Origin of the sequence: Pseudomonas sp. Sample_22, assembly GCF_004307635.1 — a bacterium.
Taxonomy (GTDB): Bacteria; Pseudomonadota; Gammaproteobacteria; order Pseudomonadales; family Pseudomonadaceae; genus Aquipseudomonas.
This window is the reverse complement of record NZ_RCNY01000031.1, coordinates 215,291-239,997: the sequence shown is the minus strand read 5'-3', so window position 1 is coordinate 239,997 and position 24,707 is coordinate 215,291. Positions and strand designations below refer to the sequence as shown.

Sequence of the window (24,707 nt, the reverse complement as noted above, 5' to 3'; positions counted from 1 at the left end):
TAGTTGATGCAGCCCTTCCGACGGTTTGCTCATGCCATTCAGCAATCTGATGGAGCGTGGGTCGCGCAATATCCTTCGCTACACTCGACGCATCTTCCCCGGAACAACAAGGCTGTTTGCTATGCAAAATCGCATGATGATCACTGGTGCAGGCTCTGGCCTGGGTCGCGAAATCGCGCTGCGCTGGGCGCGTGAAGGCTGGCAGCTGGCCTTGTCGGACGTCAGTGAGCCCGGCCTGCAGGAAACCCTGAAACAGGTACGCGAAGCGGGCGGCGACGGTTTCATCCAGCGTTGCGATGTCCGCGATTACAGCCAGCTGACCGCGTTCGCCCAGGCTTGCGAAGAGAAACTCGGTGGCATCGATGTCATTGTCAACAACGCAGGCGTGGCGTCGGGTGGGTTCTTCAGCGAACTGTCCCTCGAGGACTGGGACTGGCAGATCGCGATAAACCTCATGGGTGTGGTCAAGGGCTGCAAGGCATTCCTGCCACTGCTGGAAAAAAGCAAAGGCAAGATCATCAACATCGCGTCGATGGCAGCGTTGATGCAAGGCCCGGCCATGAGCAACTACAACGTGGCCAAGGCGGGTGTGGTGGCATTGTCCGAGAGTCTGCTGATCGAACTGGCTCAACAGGAAGTCGGCGTGCACGTGGTATGTCCGTCATTCTTCCAGACCAACTTGCTGGACTCTTTCCGAGGTCCGACCCCGGCCATGAAAGCCCAGGTTGGCAAGTTGCTGGAAAGTTCGCCGATCAGCGCCGCTGACATCGCCGACTACATCTATCAGCAAGTCGGTGCCGGCGAATTCATGATTCTGCCCCACGAGCAGGGTCGTATGGCCTGGGCACTGAAGCAGAAGAACCCGCAATTGCTCTACAACGAAATGACGCTGATGGCTGACAAGATGCGCGCCAAGGCCAAGCAAACCGCAGGCTGAACTTGCCGGCGAGCGATGGCATCGTTAGGGTGGCCGCCATCGGCCACTCTCATGAGACGTTCGCATGCTCAACTATCTGTGGTTCTTCCTGGCCGCGCTGTTCGAAATCGCCGGTTGCTTCGCCTTCTGGATGTGGTTGCGCCAGGGTAAAAGCGCCTGGTGGATCGTGCCGGCGCTGCTCAGCCTGACGTTGTTCGCCCTGTTGCTGACCCGCATTGAATCGACCTATGCCGGTCGTGCCTATGCCGCCTACGGTGGCATCTACATCATCGCCTCGATCGGCTGGCTGGCGGTGGTTGAACGGATTCGTCCGCTGGGCTCGGACTGGCTCGGGGTGGCGTTATGCGTGATTGGCGCCAGCATCATCCTGTTCGGCCCGCGATTTTCCGCCTCCTGAAACGGGCCTTGCTTTGCGCTGCACTGTAAGACGTTTCCGTCAGTGTGTTGGCCGCTGGCTGTAGGTTCAGTCTGGATTGCCGCTACTGCCTTGAAGGCCAAGCCTGCGCCGGGCATCTTCAAGGTTCGGTAAACCTGAAAGGACCAAGGCCATGCTTGTACTCAGCCGCGTAGTGGGCGAATTGATTTCCATCGGCGACAACATTTCCATACGCGTCGTCGCCGTCAACGGCAATAACGTGCGTTTCGGTGTCGAAGCGCCGAGAGAGGTCAATGTGCATCGCTCGGAGGTTTACGAGCGCATCAAGCGCAAGCTGCCCAAACAGAAAAAATCAGTCGAATAGATGTTTGGGCACGTCGTGCTTGAGCATGAGCTGGCATTGCTCGCTTTCCGGGTCGAAGACGATCAGCGCCTGGCCCTTGGTCAATGCCTGGCGGACCCGCAATACGCGGGTCTCCAGGGGCGTGTCATCACCATTGTCGGTGCCGTCACGGGTCACGAAATCCTCGATCAGGCGGGTGAGGGTGTCGACTTCAAGTTGGTCGTGGGGGATCAGCATAGGCACCTCGGATCAATCAATGGCGCGATGCTACGGCGGTTGGCAACACATCACCAGCAGGAGCTGCTGCAGGATCGCTAATTGTCGTTGCGCTGTCCCACCAGGCTGTCCACTGACGGCACCCGCGTATCGCTTTCCATCTGGGTGTCGTGCTCGATCTGATGACTGAAGCGGTCAAGTGACCCCGTGGCGGGTTGGGCATCGCTGGCGAAGACCGGTGGGCTGAGGATGTAGGCACCGAGCAGGCGACTCAGGGCCGCAAGGCTGTCGATGTGGGTGCGTTCGTAGCCATGGGTCGCGTCGCAGCCGAAGGCGAGCAGGGCGGTGCGGATGTCATGCCCCGCGGTGACTGCCGAGTGCGCATCGCTGAAGTAATAGCGGAACAGGTCACGGCGTACGGGCAAGTCGTTATCGCTGGCCAGGCGCAGCAGATGTCGTGACAAATGGTAGTCGTACGGTCCGCCCGAATCCTGCATCGCGATGCTCACGGCGTGTTCGCTGGAGTGCTGGCCCGGGGCGACCGGTGCGATGTCGATGCCGACGAATTCGCTGACGTCCCACGGCAATGCCGCCGCCGCGCCGCTGCCGGTCTCTTCGGTGATGGTGAACAGCGGATGACAGTCGATCAGCAATTCTTCACCGCTGTCGACGATGGCTTTCAACGCCGCCAGCAGCGCCGCTACCCCGGCCTTGTCATCGAGGTGGCGGGCGCTGATGTGACCGCTTTCGGTGAATTCCGGCAATGGGTCGAAGGCGACGAAATCGCCGACGCTGATGCCCAGCGAATCACAATCGGCACGCGTCGCGCAGTAGGCGTCGAGGCGCAGTTCGACGTGATCCCAACTGATCGGCATTTCATCCACGGCCGTATTGAAGGCGTGCCCGGATGCCATCAAGGGCAACACACTACCGCGAATCACGCCGTTGTCGGTGAACAGGCTGACCCGGCTGCCTTCGGCAAAACGGCTGGACCAGCACCCGACCGGGGCAAGGGTCAGGCGACCGTTATCCTTGATGGCCCGTACCGCCGCGCCGATGGTGTCCAGGTGCGCGGATACGGCGCGGTCGGGGCTGTTTTTCTTGCCCTTGAGGGTCGCGCGGATGGTGCCGCGTCGAGTCATTTCGAAGGGAATGCCCAGCTCTTCCAGGCGTTCGGCGACGTAGCGCACGATGGTGTCGGTGAACCCGGTGGGGCTGGGAATGGCGAGCATTTCCAGCAGGACTTTTTGCAGGTACGTCAGGTCGGGTTCTGGGTATTTGATGGTCATGGAAACTCCTGATGGGGTGAGCACTGATCATTCCCACGCTCTGCGTGGGAATGCCTCAACGGACGCTCTGCGTTCGGCTCTTCGGGACGCAGAGCGTCCCGGGCTGCATTCCCACGCAGAGCGTGGGAACGATCATGAACGAGGCCTAGACTGCCGGCTGACTATGCGGAAACAGCAAATCCACAAAGCGCTCGGCCGTCGGTTGCGGCTCATGGTTGGCCAGCCCGGCGCGTTCATTGGCTTCGATAAATACGTAGTCAGGCTGATCGGCGGCGGTCACCAGCAGATCCAGGCCGACCACCGGAATATCCAGCGCCCGGGCGGCTCGTACGGCAGCGTCCACCAGGGTCGGGTGCAGAATCGCGGTGACGTCCTCGAGAATGCCGCCGGTGTGCAGATTTGCCGTACGCCGCACGAACAGATGTTCGCCCGCCGGCAGGATGCTGCTGTAGTCGTAACCGGCAGCATTCAACGTGCGTTGGGTTTCCTGGTCGAGGGGGATTTTGCTTTCGCCGTCGGTAGCCGCTTGACGGCGTCGGCTCTGGGCTTCGATCAATTCGCCGATGGAATGTTGTCCATCGCCCACCACTTCCGCCGGTCTGCGAATGGCCGCCGCCACCACGTCAAAGCCGATCACCAGGATGCGCAGATCAAGACCCTCATGGAAGCTTTCCAGCAACACACGATTGTCGAACTGGCGCGCTGACTCGATGGCTTGCTGGACGTCCTCGATGCTCTGCAAATCCACCGCCACGCCCTGGCCCTGTTCGCCGTCCAACGGCTTGACCACCACTCGATGGTGTTCGTCGAGGAACGCCAGGTTGTCATCGGCATTGCCCGCCAGTTGCTGAGCCGGCAGGTTCAAGCCGGCAGCCTTGAGCACTTTGTGAGTCAGGCTTTTGTCTTGGCACAGGCTCATGCTGATGGCGCTGGTCAGGTCGCTGAGCGATTCCCGGCAGCGAACCCGACGCCCGCCGTGGCTGAGGGTGAACATCCCGGCATCGGCGTCATCCACTTGCACATCGATGCCGCGGCGATGCGCTTCCTCGACAATGATCCGCGCATACGGATTGAAGGCCACCTCTGGCCCCGGCCCGAGAAACAGCGGCTGGTTGATGCCGTTCTTGCGCTTGATGGCGAAGGTCGACAGGTTGCGAAAACCGAGCTTGGCGTAGAGGCTTTTCGCCTGGCGATTGTCGTGCAATACCGACAAATCGAGATAACTCAGCCCACGGCTCATGAAGTGTTCGATCAAATGCCGCACCAGCACCTCACCGACGCCAGGCCGCGAACAGCGCGGATCGACCGCCAGGCACCATAGGCTGCTGCCGTTTTCCGGATCGTTGAAAGCCGTGTGATGATTGAGCCCCATCACGCTGCCGATCACCGCACCGCTGTCGTCATCTTCAGCCAGCCAATACACCGGCCCGCCGTCATGCCGTGGGGTCAGCAAGGTCGGATCGACGGGCAACATGCCGCGTGACTGATACAGCTGATTGATTGCATTCCAGTCGGCTTCGGTCTGCGCACGGCGGATGCGAAAACCGCGAAACACCCGGGTGGCCTGACGGTAGTCACTGAACCACAGGCGCAAGGTGTCGGACGGGTCGAGGAACAACTGGGTCGGTTCCAACCCCAATATTTGCTGGGGTGCGGCAACGTACAGGGCAATGTCGCGCTCGCCGGGCTGTTCGTTGAGCAGTTCTTTGGCGAGGCTGGCCGGATCGGCAAAGGTATGGCCGATCAACAGGCGACCCCAGCCGCAATGCACGGCAATCGGCTCGCCGCCCAGTGCGCTGCCGTCTTCGGCCAGGCGCGCCTGCAAGCGTTCGTAGGAGGGCGCCTGACCGCGTAACAAGCGTTGGCTGAAAGCCGTGGCGTGAGGTTTCATCGATCAGATTCCTTGTTCACTGAGCCACAGGTTCAGGGCCGCCAGTTGCCACAGTTTGGAGCCGCGCAGCGGGGTCAGTTGCCCTTGCGGGTCGGTCAGCAGGCGGTCGAGCATGGCCGGGTTGAACAGGCCGCGATCCTGGCTGGGATCAAGCAACAGTTCGCGCACCCATTCCAGCGTGTCACCCTGCAAATGCTTGAGACCCGGCACCGGGAAGTAGCCTTTCTTGCGGTCGATCACTTCACTGGGGATCACCAACCGCGCGGCTTCCTTGAGCACTTGCTTGCCACCGTCCGGCAATTTGAATTTGCCCGGTACGCGAGCCGACAACTCCACCAGGCGATAGTCGAGAAACGGCGTACGCGCTTCCAGGCCCCAGGCCATGGTCATGTTGTCGACGCGCTTGACCGGGTCGTCCACCAGCATCACCGTGCTGTCCAGACGCAGGGCTTTGTCGACGGCCGCGTCGGCGCCAGGCTGTGCGAAATGTTGCTTCACGAAGTCGCCGGCAGCGTCGTTCGCCGTCAGCCATTTCGGCTGCACGGTGGCGGCGTAGTCGTCGTAACTGCGATCGAAAAACGCCTCGCGATAAGCGGCGTATGGATCACTGGCGCCATCCACCTGTGGATACCAGTGATAACCGGCGAACAGCTCGTCGGCGCCCTGGCCGCTTTGCACCACTTTGCAATGCTTGGCCACTTCCCGGGACAGCAGGTAGAAGGCGATGCAATCGTGGCTGACCATCGGCTCGCTCATCGCGCGGAACGCGGCGGGCAGTTTCTCGATGATCTCTTTTTCGTCGATGCGCAGTTGATGATGCTGGGTGCCGTAGTGCTTGGCGATCAGGTCCGAATACTGGAATTCGTCACCGCGTTCGCCTCCGGCATCCTGGAAACCGATGGAAAACGTCGACAGGTTTTCTACCCCGACTTCGCGCAACAAGCCCACCAGCATGCTCGAGTCGACACCGCCGGAAAGCAGCACGCCAACGTCCACCGCTGCCCGTTGGCGAATCGCTACCGCCTCGCGGGTGCTGTCGAGCACGCGATCGCGCCAGTCTTCGAGTGTCAGACTCATCTCATCGGCGTGTGGGCCGTAGGGCAAGGTCCACCAGGTTTTCTGCTCGGTGCTGCCATCGGGTTCGATGCGCATCCAGCTGGCCGGCGGCAGTTTTTCGATGCCTGCCAGCAACGTGCGTGGCGCCGGGACCACCGCGTGGAAATTCAAATAATGATTGAGCGCCACCGGGTCAAGGATCGGGTTGATGTCGCCCCCCTTGAGCAGCGCCGGCAATGCCGAGGCAAAGCGCAGGCGCTGGCCGGTGCGCGACAGATACAACGGTTTCACGCCAAGGCGATCGCGGGCAATGAACAGGCGTTGCGCATCGCGCTCCCAGATGGCAAAGGCAAACATGCCGTTGAGTTTCGGCAGCAGAGCCTCACCCCAGGCGTGAAAGCCCTTGAGCAGCACTTCGGTGTCGCCACCGGAATAGAAGGCATAACCAAGGCCTTCCAGCTCCGCACGCAATTCCGGGTAGTTGTAGATGGCGCCGTTGAAGGCCAGCGACAAGCCCAGTTGGTTGTCGATCATCGGCTGCGCAGAGCCGTCCGACAGGTCCATGATTTTCAGGCGTCTGTGGCCCAGGGCAATCGGCCCTTGGCTATGGAAACCCCAGGCATCAGGACCGCGTGGTGCCAGGTGATGGGTGATTCGCTCTACGGCTGCAAGGTCTGCAGGTTGATTGTCAAAACGTAACTCGCCAGCTAATCCGCACATAAATTCCTTACCGGTTTTTCCGTTGGGGAGGGTGAAACGCTACCGCGCCAAAACAGCGGGTACTCAGAAACTGACCCGCTCGGATTTCAGTAGTTTTAGATCGATACGTTATAAGTGGCGGCTGTCGGACGAATGGCTCCTACCTGAAACGGCTTGTGCCAGTGGCAATAGATATTGCTACGAAGCATAGGAATACTTGCTCGGACGCCACGGGATCAGCCCTGATATTCGAATTATCATTTGCCCGTTGAGCGCCGTAGGCTGAACGCATCTGAATGCAATAAGGACATTGCACATGCTGCCAACACTCCCGAAAACAAACCCTCCTGCCGTGACATTTACCCCGGCGCATCGGCTGGACGCACTGGTGGAACACACCGCTGACCTGGACAAGGCCGAGGTCTTGCAAAGGTCCATTCCGGACTGGCTGGCCAACGCCGACCTGGCCCAGGCGCAAGCGCTGAAAACAGCCTTTGAGCAGGCGCATGTTTGCCACACCCGGGCGCGCGAGGCGCTCGACAGGCTGAAGCCGCTGGATGTGTTCTGCATGGAACAATTGACCGACTTGCTCAAAGCCAAGTGGACAGTCGAGTTCGATGTCGAGCGCGATACGCTGGAGGTCAGCACCACTTCGATTACTTCGACAAGCATGTTCCCCGTCGATTGGACTGGCACCGTCACCACCCAATCCCGCAGCCTGCTCCACGCCGCCATGGAGAACTTCACCCTCGGCGAAGCTGGCACGAATGGATTTTCCAAAGAATCGTTGATTCGCATCAATGGCAAGCCTCAGACAGCAACAGTCATCACCCCTGCGCACTTCGCCACGTTGTGCCGCGAACTGGACCTCGGTGGCCGTTACCAGCAACACATTGACCAAGCATTGGCGCTTCCCCCCAGAACCCTGGTTGACAGCGCTGCCAACTCAGCGGCTTCGGCTGCTGACATTCGGCGCCTGAAATTGCTCGATATGCAGGTCGCCGTGCACATCGCCTACATGAAAAAGGACATCAGCGCCGCAGCTCATGCCCTCCTGAACAGCGTGATCACGCAAGATGTTCCGGTGGCAAGCATCCGAAACGCGCTGTTCGATGGCGTACCGGTGATGTGGCAGGGCTTGATGATTCATGACGTTTGCATCTCGGGTGCGCTGGTGTTCAGCAATCAGTCGATCGATACCCACGCACAGGCGAAATGCATCGTCTACATGCCGAACGAGCCCCGTCGACCGCTGTATGAATACGCCTCGCTGGACGAGTTCAAGGTTTACCTGACACTCAAGTTGCAAACCAAAAGCTACCGAGCGGAGTTCGCCAGGCAATACCTTTGCGGTCACGATAAGACGAAGTTCTTTACCGCTTTTGACAAGGACAAGGCATTAGGTCCTTTGGCGGCCATGCCAGCGACCTGTCCTTCGGATTTTTTCTTCAGTGCTTTCATCGAAAAGACCCAGCAGGATGCGCAAGTGTTGGCGGTGCCGACAGAATCGGTCGATGAACAACAACGGGAGAAAACACGTAAAACGCTGATGGAGGCGAGCCTGGTCCTGCTCAACGCAGCGTCGTTCTTCGTTCCTGTACTCGGGGAGTTGATGGCCGCGGCGGCCATCGTCGAAATTGTCGGCGAGGTGTATGAAGGGGTGCAGGACTGGACGCACGGTCAGCGCACCGAGGCCTTGTCGCATTTACTCAACGTCGTGGAAAACGTCGCGCAGATGGCCGCGTTTGTGGTGGGCGGCAAGGTGGTGACGTCTGCATTCAGTCGAATCGCAGGCGAACAGGCGACCTTTTTCGACGGTTTTGAGGCGGTAACCGGTCGTCATGGCGAACCAAGGTTATGGAAACCCGACCTGAAGGCCTACAAACAGGCAACGCCACCGGCAGCGACACTGCGACCTGATTCGAACGGCCTCTACAAGGACGGCCAGCGCACGTTGATCCTCATGGACGGGGCGCCGTATCGCGTCTCGCAAGATCCTGCAACGAAAGCGTGGCGCGTCGACCATCCCGTGCGCCAGGATGCTTTTCAGCCCACTCTCGTACGTCACGTCGAAGGAGGCTGGCGCCATATCCATGAACACGTATACGAATGGCCAAGCGGTTATGCGCTCAAACGGCTCAGCCCTGGCCAGACCGGGCTGAGCCACAGCGACATCGTGAGCATTGGCGCCATCACCGACCTGCCACCGGCGCTTGTGCACCAATTGCACGAAGCAAATCTGCCCTTGCCGGCGCGGATCAAGGACTGCATCGAGCGGTTCAAATTGAATCAGGGTATCAATCTGCTGATCAGGCGAATGGAGCGTGGAGAATTCTCCGGCACAGCCCATTTGCAGGAACAACTGCATACGTTGCCGACATTGCCCGGTTGGCCCAAGGAGCGATTCATCGAGGTCGTCGACGATAAACAGCAGTTCGTCTCGCGCCACCCGCAATCGGCGACGGTTGATGAGGCCAACCGCGTGCCTGTAAGCGAGTCCGAGCTGAAGTCAGGAAAGTTGCTGGAGACCGTGATCAACGGCCTGTCTTCCAAGGAAGTCGAAGGCATCATCGGCGCCACGACAGAGTCCAAACCCGCGCTGCTGGCGCAAAAAATCGGCACGGCGCTGAAAGGCAATCGCCGGCCCCTGATGGAGCAGCTGTATAAAACCTACGATGGCATTGCCACTGGCGACGTTGCAACGTTGTGCGACCAGGTTACCGACCTTCCGGTGCGCGTGGCCGAGGAGCTGTTGAGCAATGCCTCTGGCAGAGACCGTAGCCTTCTTCGTGAGCGCAGGATCCTGGGGCTGGATCTGGCGCAACAGGTCAGTGAGGCACAGTTTTCGATCAGGCAGGATCGTGCCCTCACCGGGTTTCGCCTGCCGTCTCTGGCCAATGACGATACCGACAACCTGGCGCTCAGGTTCATGGATCGACTGCAAGGCTGGGACGACGGGTTTCGCCTGGAAGTACGCCAGGGATCAAGCACCGGCACCTTGCTCGACAGCGTTGGCCAGGCCACTGCACCCGCGAAGGGCGTGATCGTCAAGACGGCTTCGGGCTATCAAGTCAGCCAAGGCACTGGCACCGCACTCACTACCCGTAGCAGCGAGCGCCTGCTCGATTCGATTTATCGCGCATTGCCGCAAACCCAGCGTACCCGCATGGGCTTGTCCGGGATCGAGGCGCAGGATGTTTCAAGGTTGCAGACCCGTCTGTTGGTGGCAACATCACGGGATCCGCTACGCACCGCACGGATGCTGCGCAATGAACGCACAGAGCTGGCGCAACATTTTTCCAGCTGCGTACAGGCTGACCCGCCTGCGGCAAACGTCTATGCACAAGCCTTGATTCGCAAAGTCAGAAAGCTCTATCCGTATTTCAGCGATGCCCAGGTTTCGTCTTTTCTCGACGCGGCGGGCAGCACCCAGGCGTTGCGGGTAAACCGCATCAAGGTGCTCGAGCAGCAGCTCAAGCAACTGCGCGAGGTCCTGCGCAACTGGTGCGCCGATGACGAACAAATGAAGAAGTTGCCCGGGCAACTCAACGACCTGCGAGTCAGTCGTCGTCAGGTGGCCGATGCCATCGAAAACTGCTGGCGCCGGGTCGCGCCGCCGAGATGGCCGCAGGATCAGCCCTACACAGCGCTCAATCTTCAGCGCAACCCGGTCGGCCAGATGCCGACGCTGACCGAACAGGACGTTGCGCATGTACGCAGCCTCGCTATCACGGACATGGAAGCAGGCGATGAGTTGGCCTATTTCCTGAGGCCGTTCAAAGGGTTGGTCACCCTGGAGCTGGACCGCAATCGGCTGACGCGGTTGCCTGAAATACTGTCGCATATGCCCGACCTTCAGCATTTGAGCCTGAACGGCAATCAAGTGGCGCTGACGGAGCACACGTTGCGCAAACTGGCCGACATGCGCACGTTGCGCACGCTTTCGCTCAGCGGCAACCGTCTGGGAGCCACGCTGGATGTCAGCCAAATGGCCAACCTGCAGGCCTTGATTCTCAGCGACACACACGCCACCGAACTGCCTGCGGGATTTGACCGCTTGCCGTACCTCAACAGAGTCGACTTGCGTGGTAACCAGATTCGAGAGTTGCCGGACTGGCTGTTTGATGTGCCGCAACGCTTCGCCCAATTCATCAACCTGCGATACAACCCCTTGTCCGCAGCCAGTCGCGCGAAACTGCAGTCTTACCGTGACAGGACCGGTATCGGCATGGGGTTCATGGCGGACGATGCCAAGGTGACCAGTGAACAGGTCGCCAGGGACTTCTGGATGCCTGATTCACGGGAAGCCAATTACGCCGGGCGCAACCGCACATGGCTGGCGCTGAAGAATGAGCCAGCGTCGCCGGGACTCTTCCAGTTGCTGGCCGAGGTGGGGAACTCGGCGGACAGCCGTTTTGTGCATGAAGACATGACTCGTCGGGTATGGAACGTCATTGACGCGACAGCCGCTGATTCGGCGTTGCGCGAGCGGTTGTTGGCGCTGGCGGTGAAGGCCAACTGTACGGATTCCGCGGCATTGATTTTCAGTCACCTTGAAGTGGCGGTCGAAATCGACAAGGTGGTGAAGGCGTCTGCCAATGCTCACGATGAAGCCGCTCGACTGTTGAGCCTTGGGCGAGCTTTGTTCTGCCAGGACACCCTAGCCGGGATTGCCGAGGAACATGCGCGGGCCAACCCCAGGCTTGATCCCGTGGAAGTGGAATTGGCCTACCGAACCGGTTTGGCCGAGCGGCTGGAGCTGGTCGGCCAACCTCGGCATATGCGTTACGCATCGCTCAGCGGTGTGACGCAGGCAAACCTGGACACTGCTTACGCCCGAGTGACCACGGCATTATTGTCACCGGCGTTGCTGCGGGATCTGAGCACGCGTTCATTCTGGGTCGACTTCTTGCGTAAGCATCACGCTCAACGTTTGAATCGCCTCGCCGCACCCTTTCACGTGCGAATGCAGGCGGCCTTCGAAGGCGAGGCGACGCTGGGCACGCGCTATCGCGCCCATGTCGATGGCATCATGAATCAGTTGCAGCAGGCCGAGATCACGTTGCTGGAGGAACTGACCACACAGGCGCTGGCGGCGGACGAGACGAAAACCTGTTTTATCCTCGATTGAGCGTCTCAGGCCTTGCCGCGAATCAATCGGCGCAAGGCAAAACGGTTCGGGTGGCAGGCTTCGGCCACCGCCCTGGGCAGAGGCAGCGGTTCGTTATCCAGCCAGGCGGCGAGCAATTCGCCGGACAGCGGCGCGGTGATCAAACCACGTGAGCCGTGACCGCTGTTGACGTACAAGCCGTCGAGCCATGGGCATTCGATGTCCGGCACTTGCCGGGCATCCTTGGCGAGTGCCGCATAGGCCTGGGCGAAAGCCTGACTGTCGGCCAACGGGCCGACAATCGGCAGGTAGTCGGGGCTGGTGCAGCGAAACGCCGCCCGACCCTGGAGGCTTTCCGGGGCAAGCGTGTCGGCCTCCAGTCGCGTAACCAGATCGTGGGAAATCTCTTCGAGCATGGCCAGGTTGCCCTGGTGTTCGGCGATGGTCGGAGTCAGGTCGTCGCTCTTGAAATCGAAACTGGCGCCGAGGGTGTGTTCGCCGTGACGCGCGGGGGCGACATAGCCTTCGGCACAGACCACCGTGCTCAAGGCCTGGCTTTGCGGGGTTTGCGCCAGGCGGGTGATTTGCCCGCGAATGCGTTTGAGCGGCAATTCTGCGCTTTCGGCGAAGCGTTGAATCTCGGCGGCACCGGCCAGCACGACCACGGGGGCGCTGGCGAGCAATCGCTCGCCGTCCCACGCTTGCCACTGGCCGTCGACCTTGCGCAGTTGCACGGCATCGTGGTGTGTCAGTATTTGAATGTTGTGCTGTGCAACCTGCGATTGGCACAGCGCCGGAGGATGCACCCAGCCACCTTCGGGAAAGTACATGCCGCCGTGCGCCAGACCGATCCCCGCCAGCGCCTGGGCCTGGGGCTGATCGATCAGGTGCAGCAGGTCTGCGGGAAACGCCTCGGCCAATTGCGCCTGTCGTTCGGCTTCCCTGGCATTGAACGCCAGTTGCAGCACGCCGCAATCGTCCCAGTCAGTGCCACGTTGCAAGTGCTCCAGCAGTCGTCGGGTGTAGCCGAAACCGCTGACGATCATTTGCGACAGCGCGGTGCCGTGCGCCGATAACTTCAGGTAAAGCACACCCTGTGGATTGCCGGAGGCCTCCTGGGCAATGTCGGCGTGGCGCTCCAGCACGCTCACTTGCCAGCCTCGCGCTGCAAGACTGGCGGCGCTGGCGCAACCGGCCAGCCCGGCGCCGATCACCAGTGCCTGGCGTTCACCCGTCAGCGGTGCAGGGCGGGCAAACCAGGGTTTGGCCGGGATTGGCGCAGCAACCTCCTGCGGCCACCCGAGGAATTCTCCACGCAGGATTTCCCATTTATGGCCGATGCCCGGCGTGCGTTTCATCTTGAAGCCCGCGGCGTTCAGCAGTCGCCGAACCCAACCGGTACTGGTGAAGGTACTGATGGTCGAGCCGGGAGCAGCCAATCGTGCCAGTTCGACGAACAGTTCGGCGGTCCACATGTCAGGGTTTTTCGCCGGGGCAAAACCGTCGAGAAACCAGGCGTCGATTGGCCCGTCCAGTTGCGGCAGTTGCTCCAGTGCATCGCCGATCAGCAAGGTCAGCGTGACCCGGCCGTTGGCCAGTGTCAGGCGCTGAAAGCCTTGATGGATGGCCACGTACTGCGCCAGCAGTTGATCGGCAAATACCTTGAGCTGCGGCCACAGTGCCAGGGCGCGCTGCAGGTCGGCGAGGCTCAATGGATATTTTTCGACGCTGACAAAATGCAGCCGCGCCCCGGGTACCGCATGTTGCTCGAACACCTGCCAGGCACAGAGAAAATTCAGTCCGGTACCAAACCCCGTTTCGCCAATCACCAACCGGCCACCGGGTGGCAACGCGGCAAAACGTTCTGCCAGGCGGTTCTGTTCGATGAACACGTAGCGGGTTTCGTCCAGCCCCGACTGATCGGAGAAATACACATCGTCGAACACACGCGAATACGGACGACCTTGATCATCCCAGTCGAGCTGGGCGTGGGGCAATACAGGTTTCATGGCAGGCTCGGCAACGGCAAGGTGGCCATTCTAGCCGATCACGGGCGTGGCGCTTGATCCGCCTTTGTGGCGAGGGAGCTTGCTACGCCTTTGTGGCGAGGGAGCTTGCTCCCGCTCGGGTGCGAAGCAGCCGCCAATGTTTTTGGCGGCTGCTTCGCTGTCCAGCGCAAGCAAGCTCCCTCGCCACAGGTTTCTCGCGGCTGCGAAAATTGGATTTGTCTCACGCAAGAGAGGTCCATCCGCTAGTCTTGCTCAAATCTGCAAGGGAGCCGTTCATGTTCGAATCCGCTGAAATCGACCACGCCATCGACAAAGAAACCTACGACGCCGAAGTGCCGGCGCTGCGCGAAGCCTTGCTCGAAGCGCAATTCGAGCTTCAGCAGCAAAAACGTTTTCCGGTGATCATCCTGATCAACGGCATCGAAGGCGCCGGTAAGGGCGAGACGGTCAAATTGCTCAACGAGTGGATGGACCCGCGCTTGATCGAGGTCCGCACGTTCGATCAGCAAACCGATGAAGAACTGGCACGGCCCCCGGCGTGGCGCTATTGGCGGATGCTGCCGGCCAAGGGGCGCATGGGGGTTTTCTTCGGCAATTGGTACAGCCAGATGCTGCAGGGCAGGGTACATGGCGAGTTCAAGGACCCGCGCCTGGATCAAGCCATCAATGGCGCCGAGCGCCTGGAAAAGATGCTCTGCGATGAAGGCGCAGTGATCGTCAAATTCTGGTTCCACCTCTCCAAGAAACAGATGAAGGCGCGCCTCAAGGCGTTGGCCGACGATCCCTTGCACAGTTGGCGCATCAGCCCACTGGACTGGCAGCAATCGCAGACCTACGACCGTTTCGTCAAGTTCGGTGAGCGTGTCTTGCGTCGCACCAGCCGTGACTATGCGCCGTGGCACGTCATCGCTGGTATGGATGCACGCTATCGCAGCCTGGTAGTGGGCAAGATTCTGCTCGAAAGCCTGCGAGGTGCCTTGCAGCGGCCGCAGATCCATCCGGACAAAGTCAGCGCTGCGCCGGTGTTGCCCAGCGTCGATCAAGTCAACCTGCTCGACAGCCTGGACCTGACCCTGCACCTGGAAAAAGACGATTACGAGGAACAGTTGGTGACCGAGCAGGCGCGGCTTTCCGGGTTGATGCGGGACAAACGCATGCGCCGGCACGCCCTGGTCGCGGTGTTCGAAGGCAACGACGCAGCGGGCAAGGGCGGGGCGATCAGGCGAGTGGCGGCGGCGCTCGATCCACGTCAATACAACATCGTGCCGATTGCCGCGCCCACTGAAGAAGAGCGTGCACAGCCATACCTTTGGCGCTTCTGGCGACACCTGCCGGCACGGGGCAAATTCACCGTGTTCGACCGCTCATGGTATGGCCGGGTGCTGGTGGAACGTATCGAGGGTTTTTGCAGCCCGGCGGACTGGTTGCGCGCCTACAGTGAAATCAACGATTTCGAAGAACAGATTGGCGATGCCGGGGTGGTCGTCGTCAAGTTCTGGCTGGCCATCGACAAACAGACACAAATGGAACGCTTTCAGGAGCGCGAAGAAATTCCTTTCAAGCGTTTCAAGATCACCGAGGATGACTGGCGCAATCGGGAAAAGTGGGACGACTATCGCGCCGCTGTCGGCGACATGGTCGACCGCACCAGCACCGAAATCTCGCCGTGGACGTTGATTGAAGCCAACGACAAGCGCTGGGCACGGGTCAAGGTGTTGCGCACGATCAATCAGGCACTGGAAGAAGCGTTCAAGAAATCCGATAAACACGCCAGGAAGGCCAACAAGGGCAAGAAGTGAGGCGATGGTTGCGCATACGCGGGGTGAATGATTGTCGCGGTTGGTAATTGGGTGGGCTTATGCTCGGGCCACTCTCAACCGACAACAACAATGAGGTAATGCCATGCGTGAAGTGGTGATCGTCGACAGCGTGCGGACCGGCCTGGCCAAATCCTTTCGCGGCAAGTTCAACCAGACCCGTCCGGACGACATGGCAGCGCACTGCGTCAATGCCTTGCTGGCACGCACCGGCATCGACCCGGCCAGCGTCGAGGATTGCATCGTCGGCGCCGGCTCCAATGAAGGCGCCCAGGGTTACAACATCGGGCGCAACGTCGCGGTGTTGTCGCGTCTGGGCATCGGCACCGCCGGCATGACCTTGAATCGCTTCTGCTCGTCAGGCTTGCAGGCGATTGCCATCGCTGCCAACCAGATCGCTTCCGGTTGCAGCGACATCATCGTCGCCGGTGGGGTCGAGTCGATCAGCCTGACCATGAAAAGCGTCAACACCGATAACCTGATCAACCCGCTGCTCAAGGAACAGGTGCCGGGTATTTATTTCCCGATGGGCCAGACCGCCGAAATCGTCGCCCGCCGCTACAACGTCAGCCGTGAAGAGCAGGATCTGTACGCCCTGCAAAGTCAGCAACGCACCGCCCAGGCACAGGCTGCCGGGTTGTTCGATGATGAAATCGTGCCGATGGCGGTGAAGTATCGCGTTGAAGACAAAGCCACCGGGCAGGTGCAGATTCTCGACGGTGTCGTCGACCGCGATGACTGCAACCGTCCCGACACTACGCTGCAAAGCCTCGCCGGATTGAATCCGGTGTTCGCTGAAGATGGTTCGGTGACGGCGGGCAACTCGTCGCAATTGTCGGACGGCGCGTCCATGACGTTGGTGATGAGCCTGGAGAAAGCCCTGGCGCTTGGCTTGAAGCCAAAAGCGTTTTTCCGAGGATTCGCCGTGGCCGGCTGCGAACCGGATGAAATGGGCATCGGCCCGGTGTTTTCGGTGCCGAAACTGCTCAAGGCCAAGGGCTTGCAGGTTGCCGATATCGATCTTTGGGAACTCAACGAAGCGTTTGCCTCGCAATGCCTTTACGCGCGCAATCGGCTGGAGATCGAGAACGACAAGTACAACGTCAACGGCGGCTCAATCTCCATCGGCCACCCGTTTGGCATGACCGGTTCGCGTCAGGTCGGGCACATCGTTCGCGAGTTGCAGCGGCGCAATCTGCGTTACGGCGTGGTGACCATGTGCGTGGGTGGCGGGATGGGGGCGACTGGGTTGTTTGAGGCGGTTCGGTAAACGCCTCGGATTTTGTCATGACTGTTAAATAGCTATCGCCAGCAGGCTAGCTCCCACAGGATCTGATGGGCGACACAGATCCTGTGGGAGCTAGCCTGCTGGCGATGAAGGCGACTCGGTTTATCCATTCGTCGCCATATTTTTCATCCGCTCTATATAAGCATGAATCTCCCGCGCAGCCGCCTCGACATTGGCAAATGGCCCCTCGAGGGTGTTTTCCCGGGTGCTGAAATACAACTCCCCATTCACTCGACATAACCGATCACTGCGAAAGTGCAGGCGGGGATCGTTGTCCTGGGCGCGCATGCCATACATGGCGAATCTCCTGAAAGTGTCCTGTGGATCCAATCAGCTTATGCAAGAACTACTTGCGGCGCCTGTCGATCCGATCAGCGGCAGTTCGTCAATCAAACGTTGCGACCTGCACAGTTTCATTCGCGGCCAGACGCCAACTGTGCCTGTGTACTGCGCGCCGGTGCGCCTAGAATGCCGGTTACTTGTCATCGGGTTTCGGGGTTTGCATGCACATTTCATCGGGTCGCTGGGTCTACGGTTTGTTTCTGGCCCTGCTGACTGCGTTGCTGTGGGGAATCCTTCCCATCAAACTCAAGCAGGTCTTGCTGGTGATGGACCCGGTGACGGTCACCTGGTTTCGCTTGATGGTGTCCGGCAGCTGCCTGTTCCTGTATCTGGCGGCGACCAAACGCCTGCCGAGCCGGAAAGTGCTCGGGCCACGCGGCGGCTGGCTGGTGTTGATGGCGGTACTGGGGCTGGTGGGCAACTACGTGCTGTATCTGATGGGGCTCAACCTGCTCAGCCCCGGCACCGCGCAACTGGTGGTGCAGATGGGGCCGATCATGCTGTTGATCGCCAGCCTGTTTGTCTTCAAGGAGCGTTTCAGCCTGGGGCAGGGCATTGGCTTGCTCGTGCTGCTGATTGGCTTCGTGCTGTTTTTCAATCAGCGTCTCTCTGAGTTGCTCACGTCGCTGAGCGATTACACCGCCGGTGTGTTGCTGGTGCTGCTGGCGTCCACGGTCTGGACCTTTTATGCCTTGGGGCAGAAGCAGTTGCTGACGGTGTGGAACTCGCTGCAGGTGATGATGGTGATCTATCTGTTCTGCGGGCTGTTGCTGACGCCGTGGGTGCATCCACTCGAAGCACTGCAATTGAGCCCGTTGCAAGGCTGGTTGCTGCTGGCATGCTGCATGAACACCCTGATTGCCTACGGCGCGTTTGCCGAAGCACTGGCGCATTGGGAAGCATCGCGGGTCAGTGCCACGCTGGCGATTACACCGTTGGTGACGTTTGCGGCGGTTGCCCTGGCCGCCTGGTGGTGGCCGGACTATGTGCATGCCGAGACCATCAATGGTCTGGGGTATGGCGGGGCAGTGCTGGTGGTGTTGGGCTCGGCGTTGGTGGCGTTAGGGCCTTCGTTGATTGCCGGGCTGAAGGCGCGGAAAATGCGGATGGCGGCCGGTTAGACCGCGTTATCGTTCATCGCGGGCAAGCCACGCTCCCACAGGATCAAGGCGATCACAATATCAGTGAACGACACAAAACCCTGTGGGAGCAGGCTTGCCCGCGATGACGGACTTGCAGGCGCTACCAATCTCAGCCCTTGGCCCCGGCCTCCAGCATATTCTCCGGCCTTACCCACGCATCAAACTCTTCATCGGTCAGATACCCCAATTCCAGTGCCGCCTCGCGCAAGGTCAACCCTTCGGCGTAAGCCTTCTTGGCAATCTCCGCCGATTTGTCATAACCGATGTGCGGGTTCAGCGCCGTCACCAGCATCAAGCCTTGCTCAAGGTGTTCTGCCATTTTCTCGGCATCCGGCTCAAGGCCTGCTATGCAATGCTGCTGGAAGTTGCTGCAGCCATCGCCGAGCAAGCGGATCGATTGCAGCAGGTTGTGAATGATCACCGGTTTGAACACGTTCAATTGCAAGTGACCCTGACTCGCGGCAAATCCGATGGCAACGTCGTTGCCCAACACCTGACAGGCCAGCATCGACAGCGCTTCGCACTGGGTCGGGTTGACCTTGCCGGGCATGATCGAGCTGCCCGGCTCGTTGGCCGGTAGCTTCACTTCGGCAAAACCGGCACGCGGTCCGGAACCGAGCAGGCGCAAGTCGTTGGCGATCTTCATCAGCGTCACGGCGAGGGTTTTCAGTGCCCCGGACAGGGTCGTCAGCGGCTCGTGCCCGGCCAGGGCGGCAAATTTGTTCGGTGCGGTAACGAACGGCAGGCCGGAAAGCGCCGCCAGCTCAGCAGCGATGGCTTCACCGAAACCGTGCGGTGAGTTCAGCCCGGTACCGACCGCCGTACCGCCCTGGGCCAGTTCACAAACCGCTGGCAGCGCGCTGCGAATGGCCCGCTCGGCGTAATCGAGTTGCGCTATAAAAGCCGAAACTTCCTGGCCGAAGGTGATGGGTGTGGCATCCATCATGTGCGTGCGACCGGTTTTCACCAGCTTCATGTGACGCGCTGACAGTTCGGCCAGCCCGCCCGACAGTTCGCTGATCGCCGGCAGCAAATGGTGCTGCACTGCCTGCACGGTGGCGATGTGCATGGCGGTGGGGAAGCAGTCGTTGGAACTCTGGGAGCGGTTGACGTGATCGTTGGGGTGCACCGGCGATTTGCCGCCGCGTGGATTGCCCGCCAGTTCGTTGGCCCGGCCCGCAATCACCTCATTGACGTTCATGTTGCTCTGGGTGCCGCTGCCGGTTTGCCACACCACCAGCGGAAACTGATCGTCATGCTGGCCGGCGAGTACCTCATCCGCCGCTTGTTCGATCAGCCGGGCGATGTCGGCGGGCAGGTCGCCGTTGCGGTCGTTGACCCGTGCCGCCGCTTTCTTGATCAGCGCCAGACCGTGCAGCACGGCCAGCGGCATCTGTTCGTTGCCAATGGCAAAGTTGACCAGCGAGCGTTGTGTCTGTGCGCCCCAGTAGGCCTCCTCCGGGACTTCAACCTGTCCAAGGCTGTCGGTTTCGATACGGCTCATCGGTCACACTCCTGTAAGTCTGATTGCGCAGTTTAGGCCGTGATCGCCGGCCGGGGTTCCATCTGTCTCGCTTGCAACCATTGAACCCCTCTAAATCAGGCGCGACAAGGCTTGGGGTTGAGTGACAGCGTTTTTTAGGCGCAGAATGGACGTCCTTGGGGTTTTACCTCGCCTGCTAGAAAAGGAAACTCGATGACTCGTCTTCGTGCCATCTGTACCGCGGTTGCATTGGTTTGTGCCAGCGGCCAGGTTTTTGCCGACACCGCCAGCCACAACGCCAGTGCCGAGGCCTTCCTGACCCTGGCGCATGCTGACAAATTGGGCACTCCGGTGTACATGCAAGTGCAGCAAATGTTTGCTCAACGCTTCCAGCAAACCAAAGCCCCGGACTCGAAAAAAGCGGTACTGGAAACCTACCAGGCCAAGGCCAACGCCGCCCTGGACCAGGCCATTGGCTGGAACAAGCTGAAGCCGGACATGGTCAAGCTCTACACCACCAACTTCACTGAGTCGGAACTCAAGGACCTGGTGGCCTTCTACAAATCGCCATTGGGCAAGAAAGTCCTGGAAAAAATGCCGCAACTGACCCAGCAATCGGCCCAGATGACCCAGGCCAAGCTGGAAAGCGCGGTACCTGTCGTCAACAAACTGCTGGCCGACATGACTGCCGAGCTGGAGCCCAAAGGCGCCGCTGCGCCAGCCAAGGCCAAGCCTTAAGCGGAGTTCTGTATGACCATGCAACAACGCATCGAATCGACGCTGGGACTGCTTCAGCCCCAGCATCTGCAGGTGCTCGATGAAAGCCACATGCACAGTCGCGGGTTACAGACGCACTTCAAGGCTGTAGTTGTCAGCCAGCAATTCGAAGGGCTGAACCGGGTCAAGCGCCACCAGAAAGTCTACGGCACGCTCGGCGAGCTGATGGGCGAGTTTCATGCGTTGGCGCTGCATACCTACACGCCTGAAGAATGGGCACAGATCGACGCGGCGCCGGCCTCGCCGACCTGTGCTGGCGGCAGCCATTGATGTGATGGGCTGAAGAACTGTGGCGAGGGAGCTTGCTCCCGCTGGACTGCGAAGCAGTCCCGGAACCTGCAACGGCGTTTTGTCTGAAAGAGTGCAGTCGCCAGCATTACGACTGCTTCGCAGCCGAGCAGGAGCAAGCTCCCTCGCCACATCGTCGTCCTAAACAGCACGGTTTTTTGTTAGAATGCCCAACGCGCCGCTCACCCGGCGCGTTTTTTTTCGCATCCGGTTCACCCCTTACGAGGGTAGCCACCTGGAGATTCATCCATGACACAACAGATTGTCGTGGCGGCACTGTATAAGTTCGTCACCCTGGAAGATTACGTCGACCTGCGCGAGCCACTGCTCAAGGCAATGGTCGACAACGGCATCAAAGGCACTCTGCTGATCGCCGAAGAAGGCATCAACGGTACCGTGTCCGGTAGCCGCGAAGGCATCGACGGGCTGATGGCCTGGCTCAAGAACGACCCGCGCATGGACGACATCGACCACAAAGAGTCGTACTGCGACGAACAGCCGTTCTACCGCACCAAAGTCAAACTCAAGAAAGAAATCGTCACCCTCGGCGTCGAAGGCGTGGACCCGAACAAAAAGGTCGGCACCTACGTTGATCCGCAGGACTGGAACGCACTGATCAGCGATCCCGAAGTGCTGCTCATCGACACGCGCAACGATTACGAAGTCTCGATCGGAACCTTCGAAGGCGCCATCGATCCGAAAACCACCAGTTTTCGCGAATTCCCCGACTACATCAAAGCCAACTTCGACCCGGCCGTGCACAAGAAGGTCGCCATGTTCTGTACCGGCGGCATTCGCTGCGAAAAGGCTTCGAGCTACATGCTCAGCGAAGGCTTCGATGAGGTCTATCACCTCAAGGGTGGCATCCTGAAGTACCTCGAAGAGGTGCCACAGGAAGAAACCAAGTGGCAGGGTGACTGCTTTGTGTTCGATAACCGCGTGACCGTTCGCCATGACCTGAGCGAAGGTGATTACGATCAATGTCATGCCTGTCGCACGCCGGTAAGCATCGAGGATCGCGCCTCCGAGCACTACGTAGCCGGTATCAGCTGCCCGCATTGCTGGGACAAACTGAGCGAGAAAACCCGGCGCAGCGCCATCGATCGGCAAAAGCAGATCGAACTGGCCAAGGCCCGCAACATGCCTCACCCGATCGGCTACAACTACAAGCAAGCATCATCTTCCGAGGCCTGAACCATGTCTGCGCGCCTGCTCTATGTGATGGACCCGATGTGCTCCTGGTGCTGGGGCTTTGCTCCGGTTGCAAACGCATTGGTAGAGCAGGCGGCGGCCGCCGGAGTGGAGGTGCATCTGGTAGTGGGCGGTTTGCGCACCGGCAGTGGCGCCGCGCTGGAACCGACCACCCGGCGCTATATCCTTGAGCACTGGCAGGCGGTCACCGAGGCTACCGGCCAGCCGTTCAAGCGTGAGGGCGCGTTGCCTGACGGTTTTGTCTACGACACCGAACCTGCCTGCCGTGCGCTGGTGACGGCTCGCAACCTGGCGCCAGATTGTGCCTGGAAACTGCTCGGCCTGATTCAACATGCCTTTTACGCTGAAGGTCGCGATGTCACGCGCGCCAGTGTCCTGGTGGAGCTGGCAGAACAGGCCGGTCTGCCGCGCATCGAATTCGCAGCAGCATTCGACCGTGCCGATACGCATGCCGCGACGGCTGCCGACTTCACCTGGGTCCAGGACCTGGGCATCGCCGGTTTCCCCACGTTGCTGGCTGAGCGAAACGGGCAATTGGCGTTGCTGACCAATGGCTATCAGCCTTTGAGCGTTTTGTCCCCGCTGCTCGGCCGCTGGCTGGAGCGCGCTGCCTGTGCATGACCTGCCCGACGAAGCCGTAACCGCTAAACGTGTCGACCGCTTGAGCTGGGCGGAAATCCGTCGTCTGGCGCTTCATCACAAAAAATCGCTCTGGATCGCCAACGGCGTTGCCGTACTGGCGACGCTGTGCAGTGTGCCGATCCCGTTGCTGCTGCCGTTGCTGGTCGATGAAGTGCTGTTGGGTCATGGTGACGCCGCGCTGAAAATCATGAACCTCGCGCTGCCTGAGGTTTGGCAAAAAGCCGCCGGTTACATTGGCCTGATGCTGGTGGTGACTCTGGCCCTGCGTTGCGCGGCGTTGCTGTTCAACGTGCTTCAGGCGCGGTTGTTCGCTGCCCTGGCCAAAGACATCGTCTACCGCATTCGCATCCGCCTGATCGAACGCCTCAAGCGTATTTCACTGGGTGAATACGAAAGCCTGGGCAGTGGCACCGTCACCACTCATCTGGTCACCGACCTGGACACGGTGGACAAGTTTGTCGGCGAAACCCTCAGCCGCTTCCTCGTGGCCATGCTGACCCTGGTCGGCACCGCCGGGATTCTGATGTGGATGCATTGGAAACTGGCGCTGTTGATTTTGCTGTTCAACCCGTTGGTGATCTACGCCACGGTGCAGTTGGGCAAACGGGTCAAACACCTGAAGAAACTCGAGAACGACAGCACCTCGCGATTCACCCAGGCGCTGACCGAAACCCTGGATGCCATCCAGGAAGTGCGCGCCGGCAACCGTCAGGGCTTCTTCCTCGGTCGATTGGGGCTGCGGGCCAGGGAAGTTCGCGATTACGCGGTCAATTCCCAATGGAAAACCGACGCCTCGAACCGGGCCAGCGGTCTGTTGTTCCAGTTCGGCATCGATATCTTTCGCGCCGCCGCCATGCTCACGGTGCTGTTTTCCGACCTGTCGATCGGCCAGATGCTCGCGGTGTTCAGCTACTTGTGGTTCATGATCGGTCCGGTCGAACAACTGCTGAACCTGCAATACGCCTTCTACGCGGCGGGCGGTGCGCTGTCGCGCATCAACGAGCTGCTGTCGCGCGCCGATGAGCCGCAATACCCCAAGGGCGTCGACCCGTTCACCGGACGCGAAACTGTCGGTATCGAGGTCCAGGGCTTGAGTTTCGGTTATGGCGACGAGCTGGTGTTGAACCAGATGAACCTGTCTATCGCCCCCGGTGAAAAAGTGGCCATCGTCGGTGCCAGCGGTGGCGGCAAGAGCACGCTGGTGCAGTTGTTGCTGGGCCTGTACACGCCGCTGGCCGGGACCATTCGCTTCGGCGGCTCGACCCAGCAGGAAATCGGCCTGGAAACGGTGCGGGAAAACGTCGCGGTGGTCCTGCAGCATCCGGCGTTGTTCAATGACACGGTGCGCGCCAACCTGACCATGGGCCGCGAACGCAGCGACGAGGCCTGCTGGCAGGCCTTGGAAATCGCCCAATTGCACGCCACCATCCATGAACTGCCCAACGGCCTGGACAGCATCGTCGGGCGGTCCGGCGTGCGTTTGTCCGGCGGTCAGCGCCAGCGCCTGGCCATCGCGCGGATGGTCCTGGCTGAACCGAAAGTGGTCATTCTGGACGAAGCCACCTCAGCGCTGGACGCCGCCACCGAATACAACCTGCACCAGGCATTGGCGCGGTTCCTCAGCAACCGCACCACGCTGATCATTGCCCACCGGCTATCGGCGGTAAAACAGGCAGACCGTGTGCTGGTGTTCGACGGTGGGCAGATTGCCGAGGATGGCGATCACCAGCAGTTGATTGCCGACGGCGGCTTGTATGCCAAGTTGTATGGGCATTTGCAGCAGCACTAGA

The 24,707-nt window shown here is 60.2% G+C and carries 19 protein-coding genes; 12 read left to right on the top strand and 7 right to left on the bottom strand.

Going from position 1 to position 24,707, the window contains the following annotated elements; genetic code table 11:
• Positions 1-121: 121 nt before the first annotated feature.
• From D8U73_RS08090 to csrA, 3 genes are all read left to right on the top strand, one after another.
• A complete protein-coding gene (locus tag D8U73_RS08090; RefSeq protein WP_056856485.1) occupies positions 122-937 on the top strand; it encodes an SDR family oxidoreductase in 816 nt (271 codons plus the stop codon).
• 64 nt (positions 938-1,001) lie between these two features.
• Positions 1,002-1,334, top strand: a complete 333-nt coding sequence (locus tag D8U73_RS08085; RefSeq protein WP_130904156.1) for a YnfA family protein — start codon at positions 1,002-1,004, stop codon at positions 1,332-1,334.
• A 151-nt stretch (positions 1,335-1,485) separates the two neighbouring features.
• Positions 1,486-1,677 (top strand): carbon storage regulator CsrA, encoded by a 192-nt coding sequence (gene csrA / locus D8U73_RS08080; protein ID WP_056856483.1) that lies wholly within the window; start codon positions 1,486-1,488, stop codon positions 1,675-1,677.
• Here the strand turns inward: csrA and D8U73_RS08075 are convergent.
• From D8U73_RS08075 to D8U73_RS08060, 4 genes are all read right to left on the bottom strand, one after another.
• On the bottom strand, positions 1,666-1,893 hold the full coding sequence (locus D8U73_RS08075) for a YheU family protein (RefSeq protein ID WP_003199186.1): 228 nt from the start codon (positions 1,891-1,893) through the stop codon (positions 1,666-1,668). The genes csrA and D8U73_RS08075 overlap by 12 nt on opposite strands.
• Positions 1,894-1,970: 77 nt before the next feature.
• Positions 1,971-3,161, bottom strand: a complete 1,191-nt coding sequence (locus D8U73_RS08070) for an osmoprotectant NAGGN system M42 family peptidase (RefSeq protein ID WP_130904155.1) — start codon at positions 3,159-3,161, stop codon at positions 1,971-1,973.
• Positions 3,162-3,306: 145 nt separating this feature from the next.
• Positions 3,307-5,052 carry an N-acetylglutaminylglutamine synthetase gene (ngg, locus tag D8U73_RS08065; protein WP_130904154.1) on the bottom strand — a complete coding sequence of 582 codons (1,746 nt, stop codon included), beginning with the start codon at positions 5,050-5,052 and terminating at the stop codon, positions 3,307-3,309.
• 3 nt (positions 5,053-5,055) lie between these two features.
• Entirely contained in the window at positions 5,056-6,828 is a 1,773-nt protein-coding gene (locus tag D8U73_RS08060; protein WP_130904153.1) for an N-acetylglutaminylglutamine amidotransferase, read from the bottom strand.
• A 295-nt stretch (positions 6,829-7,123) separates the two neighbouring features.
• Here D8U73_RS08060 and D8U73_RS08055 point away from each other — a divergent pair, with 295 nt between their 5' ends.
• A complete protein-coding gene (locus D8U73_RS08055; RefSeq protein ID WP_130904152.1) occupies positions 7,124-11,938 on the top strand; it encodes an NEL-type E3 ubiquitin ligase domain-containing protein in 4,815 nt (1,604 codons plus the stop codon).
• A 5-nt stretch (positions 11,939-11,943) separates the two neighbouring features.
• Here the strand turns inward: D8U73_RS08055 and mnmC are convergent, their stop codons facing one another.
• A complete protein-coding gene (mnmC, locus tag D8U73_RS08050) occupies positions 11,944-13,926 on the bottom strand; it encodes a bifunctional tRNA (5-methylaminomethyl-2-thiouridine)(34)-methyltransferase MnmD/FAD-dependent 5-carboxymethylaminomethyl-2-thiouridine(34) oxidoreductase MnmC (RefSeq protein WP_130904151.1) in 1,983 nt (660 codons plus the stop codon).
• 275 nt (positions 13,927-14,201) lie between these two features.
• Between mnmC and pap the strand changes: the two genes are divergently transcribed.
• Both pap and D8U73_RS08040 read left to right on the top strand, forming a co-directional pair.
• Positions 14,202-15,725 (top strand): polyphosphate:AMP phosphotransferase, encoded by a 1,524-nt coding sequence (gene pap, locus D8U73_RS08045; RefSeq protein ID WP_130904150.1) that lies wholly within the window; start codon positions 14,202-14,204, stop codon positions 15,723-15,725.
• 103 nt (positions 15,726-15,828) lie between these two features.
• Positions 15,829-17,013 carry a thiolase family protein gene (locus D8U73_RS08040; protein WP_130904149.1) on the top strand — a complete coding sequence of 395 codons (1,185 nt, stop codon included), beginning with the start codon at positions 15,829-15,831 and terminating at the stop codon, positions 17,011-17,013.
• A gap of 120 nt (positions 17,014-17,133) precedes the next feature.
• Here the strand turns inward: D8U73_RS08040 and D8U73_RS08035 are convergent, their stop codons facing one another.
• Positions 17,134-17,328: a DUF6316 family protein gene (locus D8U73_RS08035; RefSeq protein ID WP_130904148.1), complete on the bottom strand. Its 195-nt coding sequence runs from the start codon at positions 17,326-17,328 to the stop codon at positions 17,134-17,136.
• A gap of 206 nt (positions 17,329-17,534) precedes the next feature.
• On the opposite strand from D8U73_RS08035, the gene D8U73_RS08030 reads away from it, so the two are divergent.
• A complete protein-coding gene (locus tag D8U73_RS08030; protein WP_056856474.1) occupies positions 17,535-18,494 on the top strand; it encodes a DMT family transporter in 960 nt (319 codons plus the stop codon).
• Positions 18,495-18,624: 130 nt separating this feature from the next.
• On the opposite strand, the gene D8U73_RS08025 is transcribed toward D8U73_RS08030, so the two are convergent.
• A complete protein-coding gene (locus D8U73_RS08025; protein ID WP_056856473.1) occupies positions 18,625-20,019 on the bottom strand; it encodes a class II fumarate hydratase in 1,395 nt (464 codons plus the stop codon).
• A gap of 192 nt (positions 20,020-20,211) precedes the next feature.
• Between D8U73_RS08025 and D8U73_RS08020 the strand changes: the two genes are divergently transcribed.
• The 5 genes from D8U73_RS08020 to D8U73_RS08000 all read left to right on the top strand — a co-directional run bounded on the left by D8U73_RS08020 (position 20,212) and on the right by D8U73_RS08000 (position 24,706).
• Complete coding sequence (locus D8U73_RS08020) at positions 20,212-20,736, top strand: DUF2059 domain-containing protein (protein ID WP_056856472.1); 525 nt, start codon at positions 20,212-20,214, stop codon at positions 20,734-20,736.
• A 12-nt stretch (positions 20,737-20,748) separates the two neighbouring features.
• On the top strand, positions 20,749-21,045 hold the full coding sequence (locus D8U73_RS08015; protein ID WP_056856471.1) for a BolA family protein: 297 nt from the start codon (positions 20,749-20,751) through the stop codon (positions 21,043-21,045).
• Positions 21,046-21,312: 267 nt separating this feature from the next.
• On the top strand, positions 21,313-22,257 hold the full coding sequence (locus tag D8U73_RS08010; RefSeq protein ID WP_056856470.1) for a rhodanese-related sulfurtransferase: 945 nt from the start codon (positions 21,313-21,315) through the stop codon (positions 22,255-22,257).
• Between the two features lie 36 nt (positions 22,258-22,293).
• Entirely contained in the window at positions 22,294-22,896 is a 603-nt protein-coding gene (locus tag D8U73_RS08005) for a DsbA family protein (protein ID WP_177336610.1), read from the top strand.
• A complete protein-coding gene (locus D8U73_RS08000; RefSeq protein WP_056856468.1) occupies positions 22,889-24,706 on the top strand; it encodes an ABC transporter ATP-binding protein in 1,818 nt (605 codons plus the stop codon). Before D8U73_RS08005 ends, D8U73_RS08000 begins: the two co-directional genes overlap by 8 nt.
• Position 24,707 lies beyond the last annotated feature (1 nt).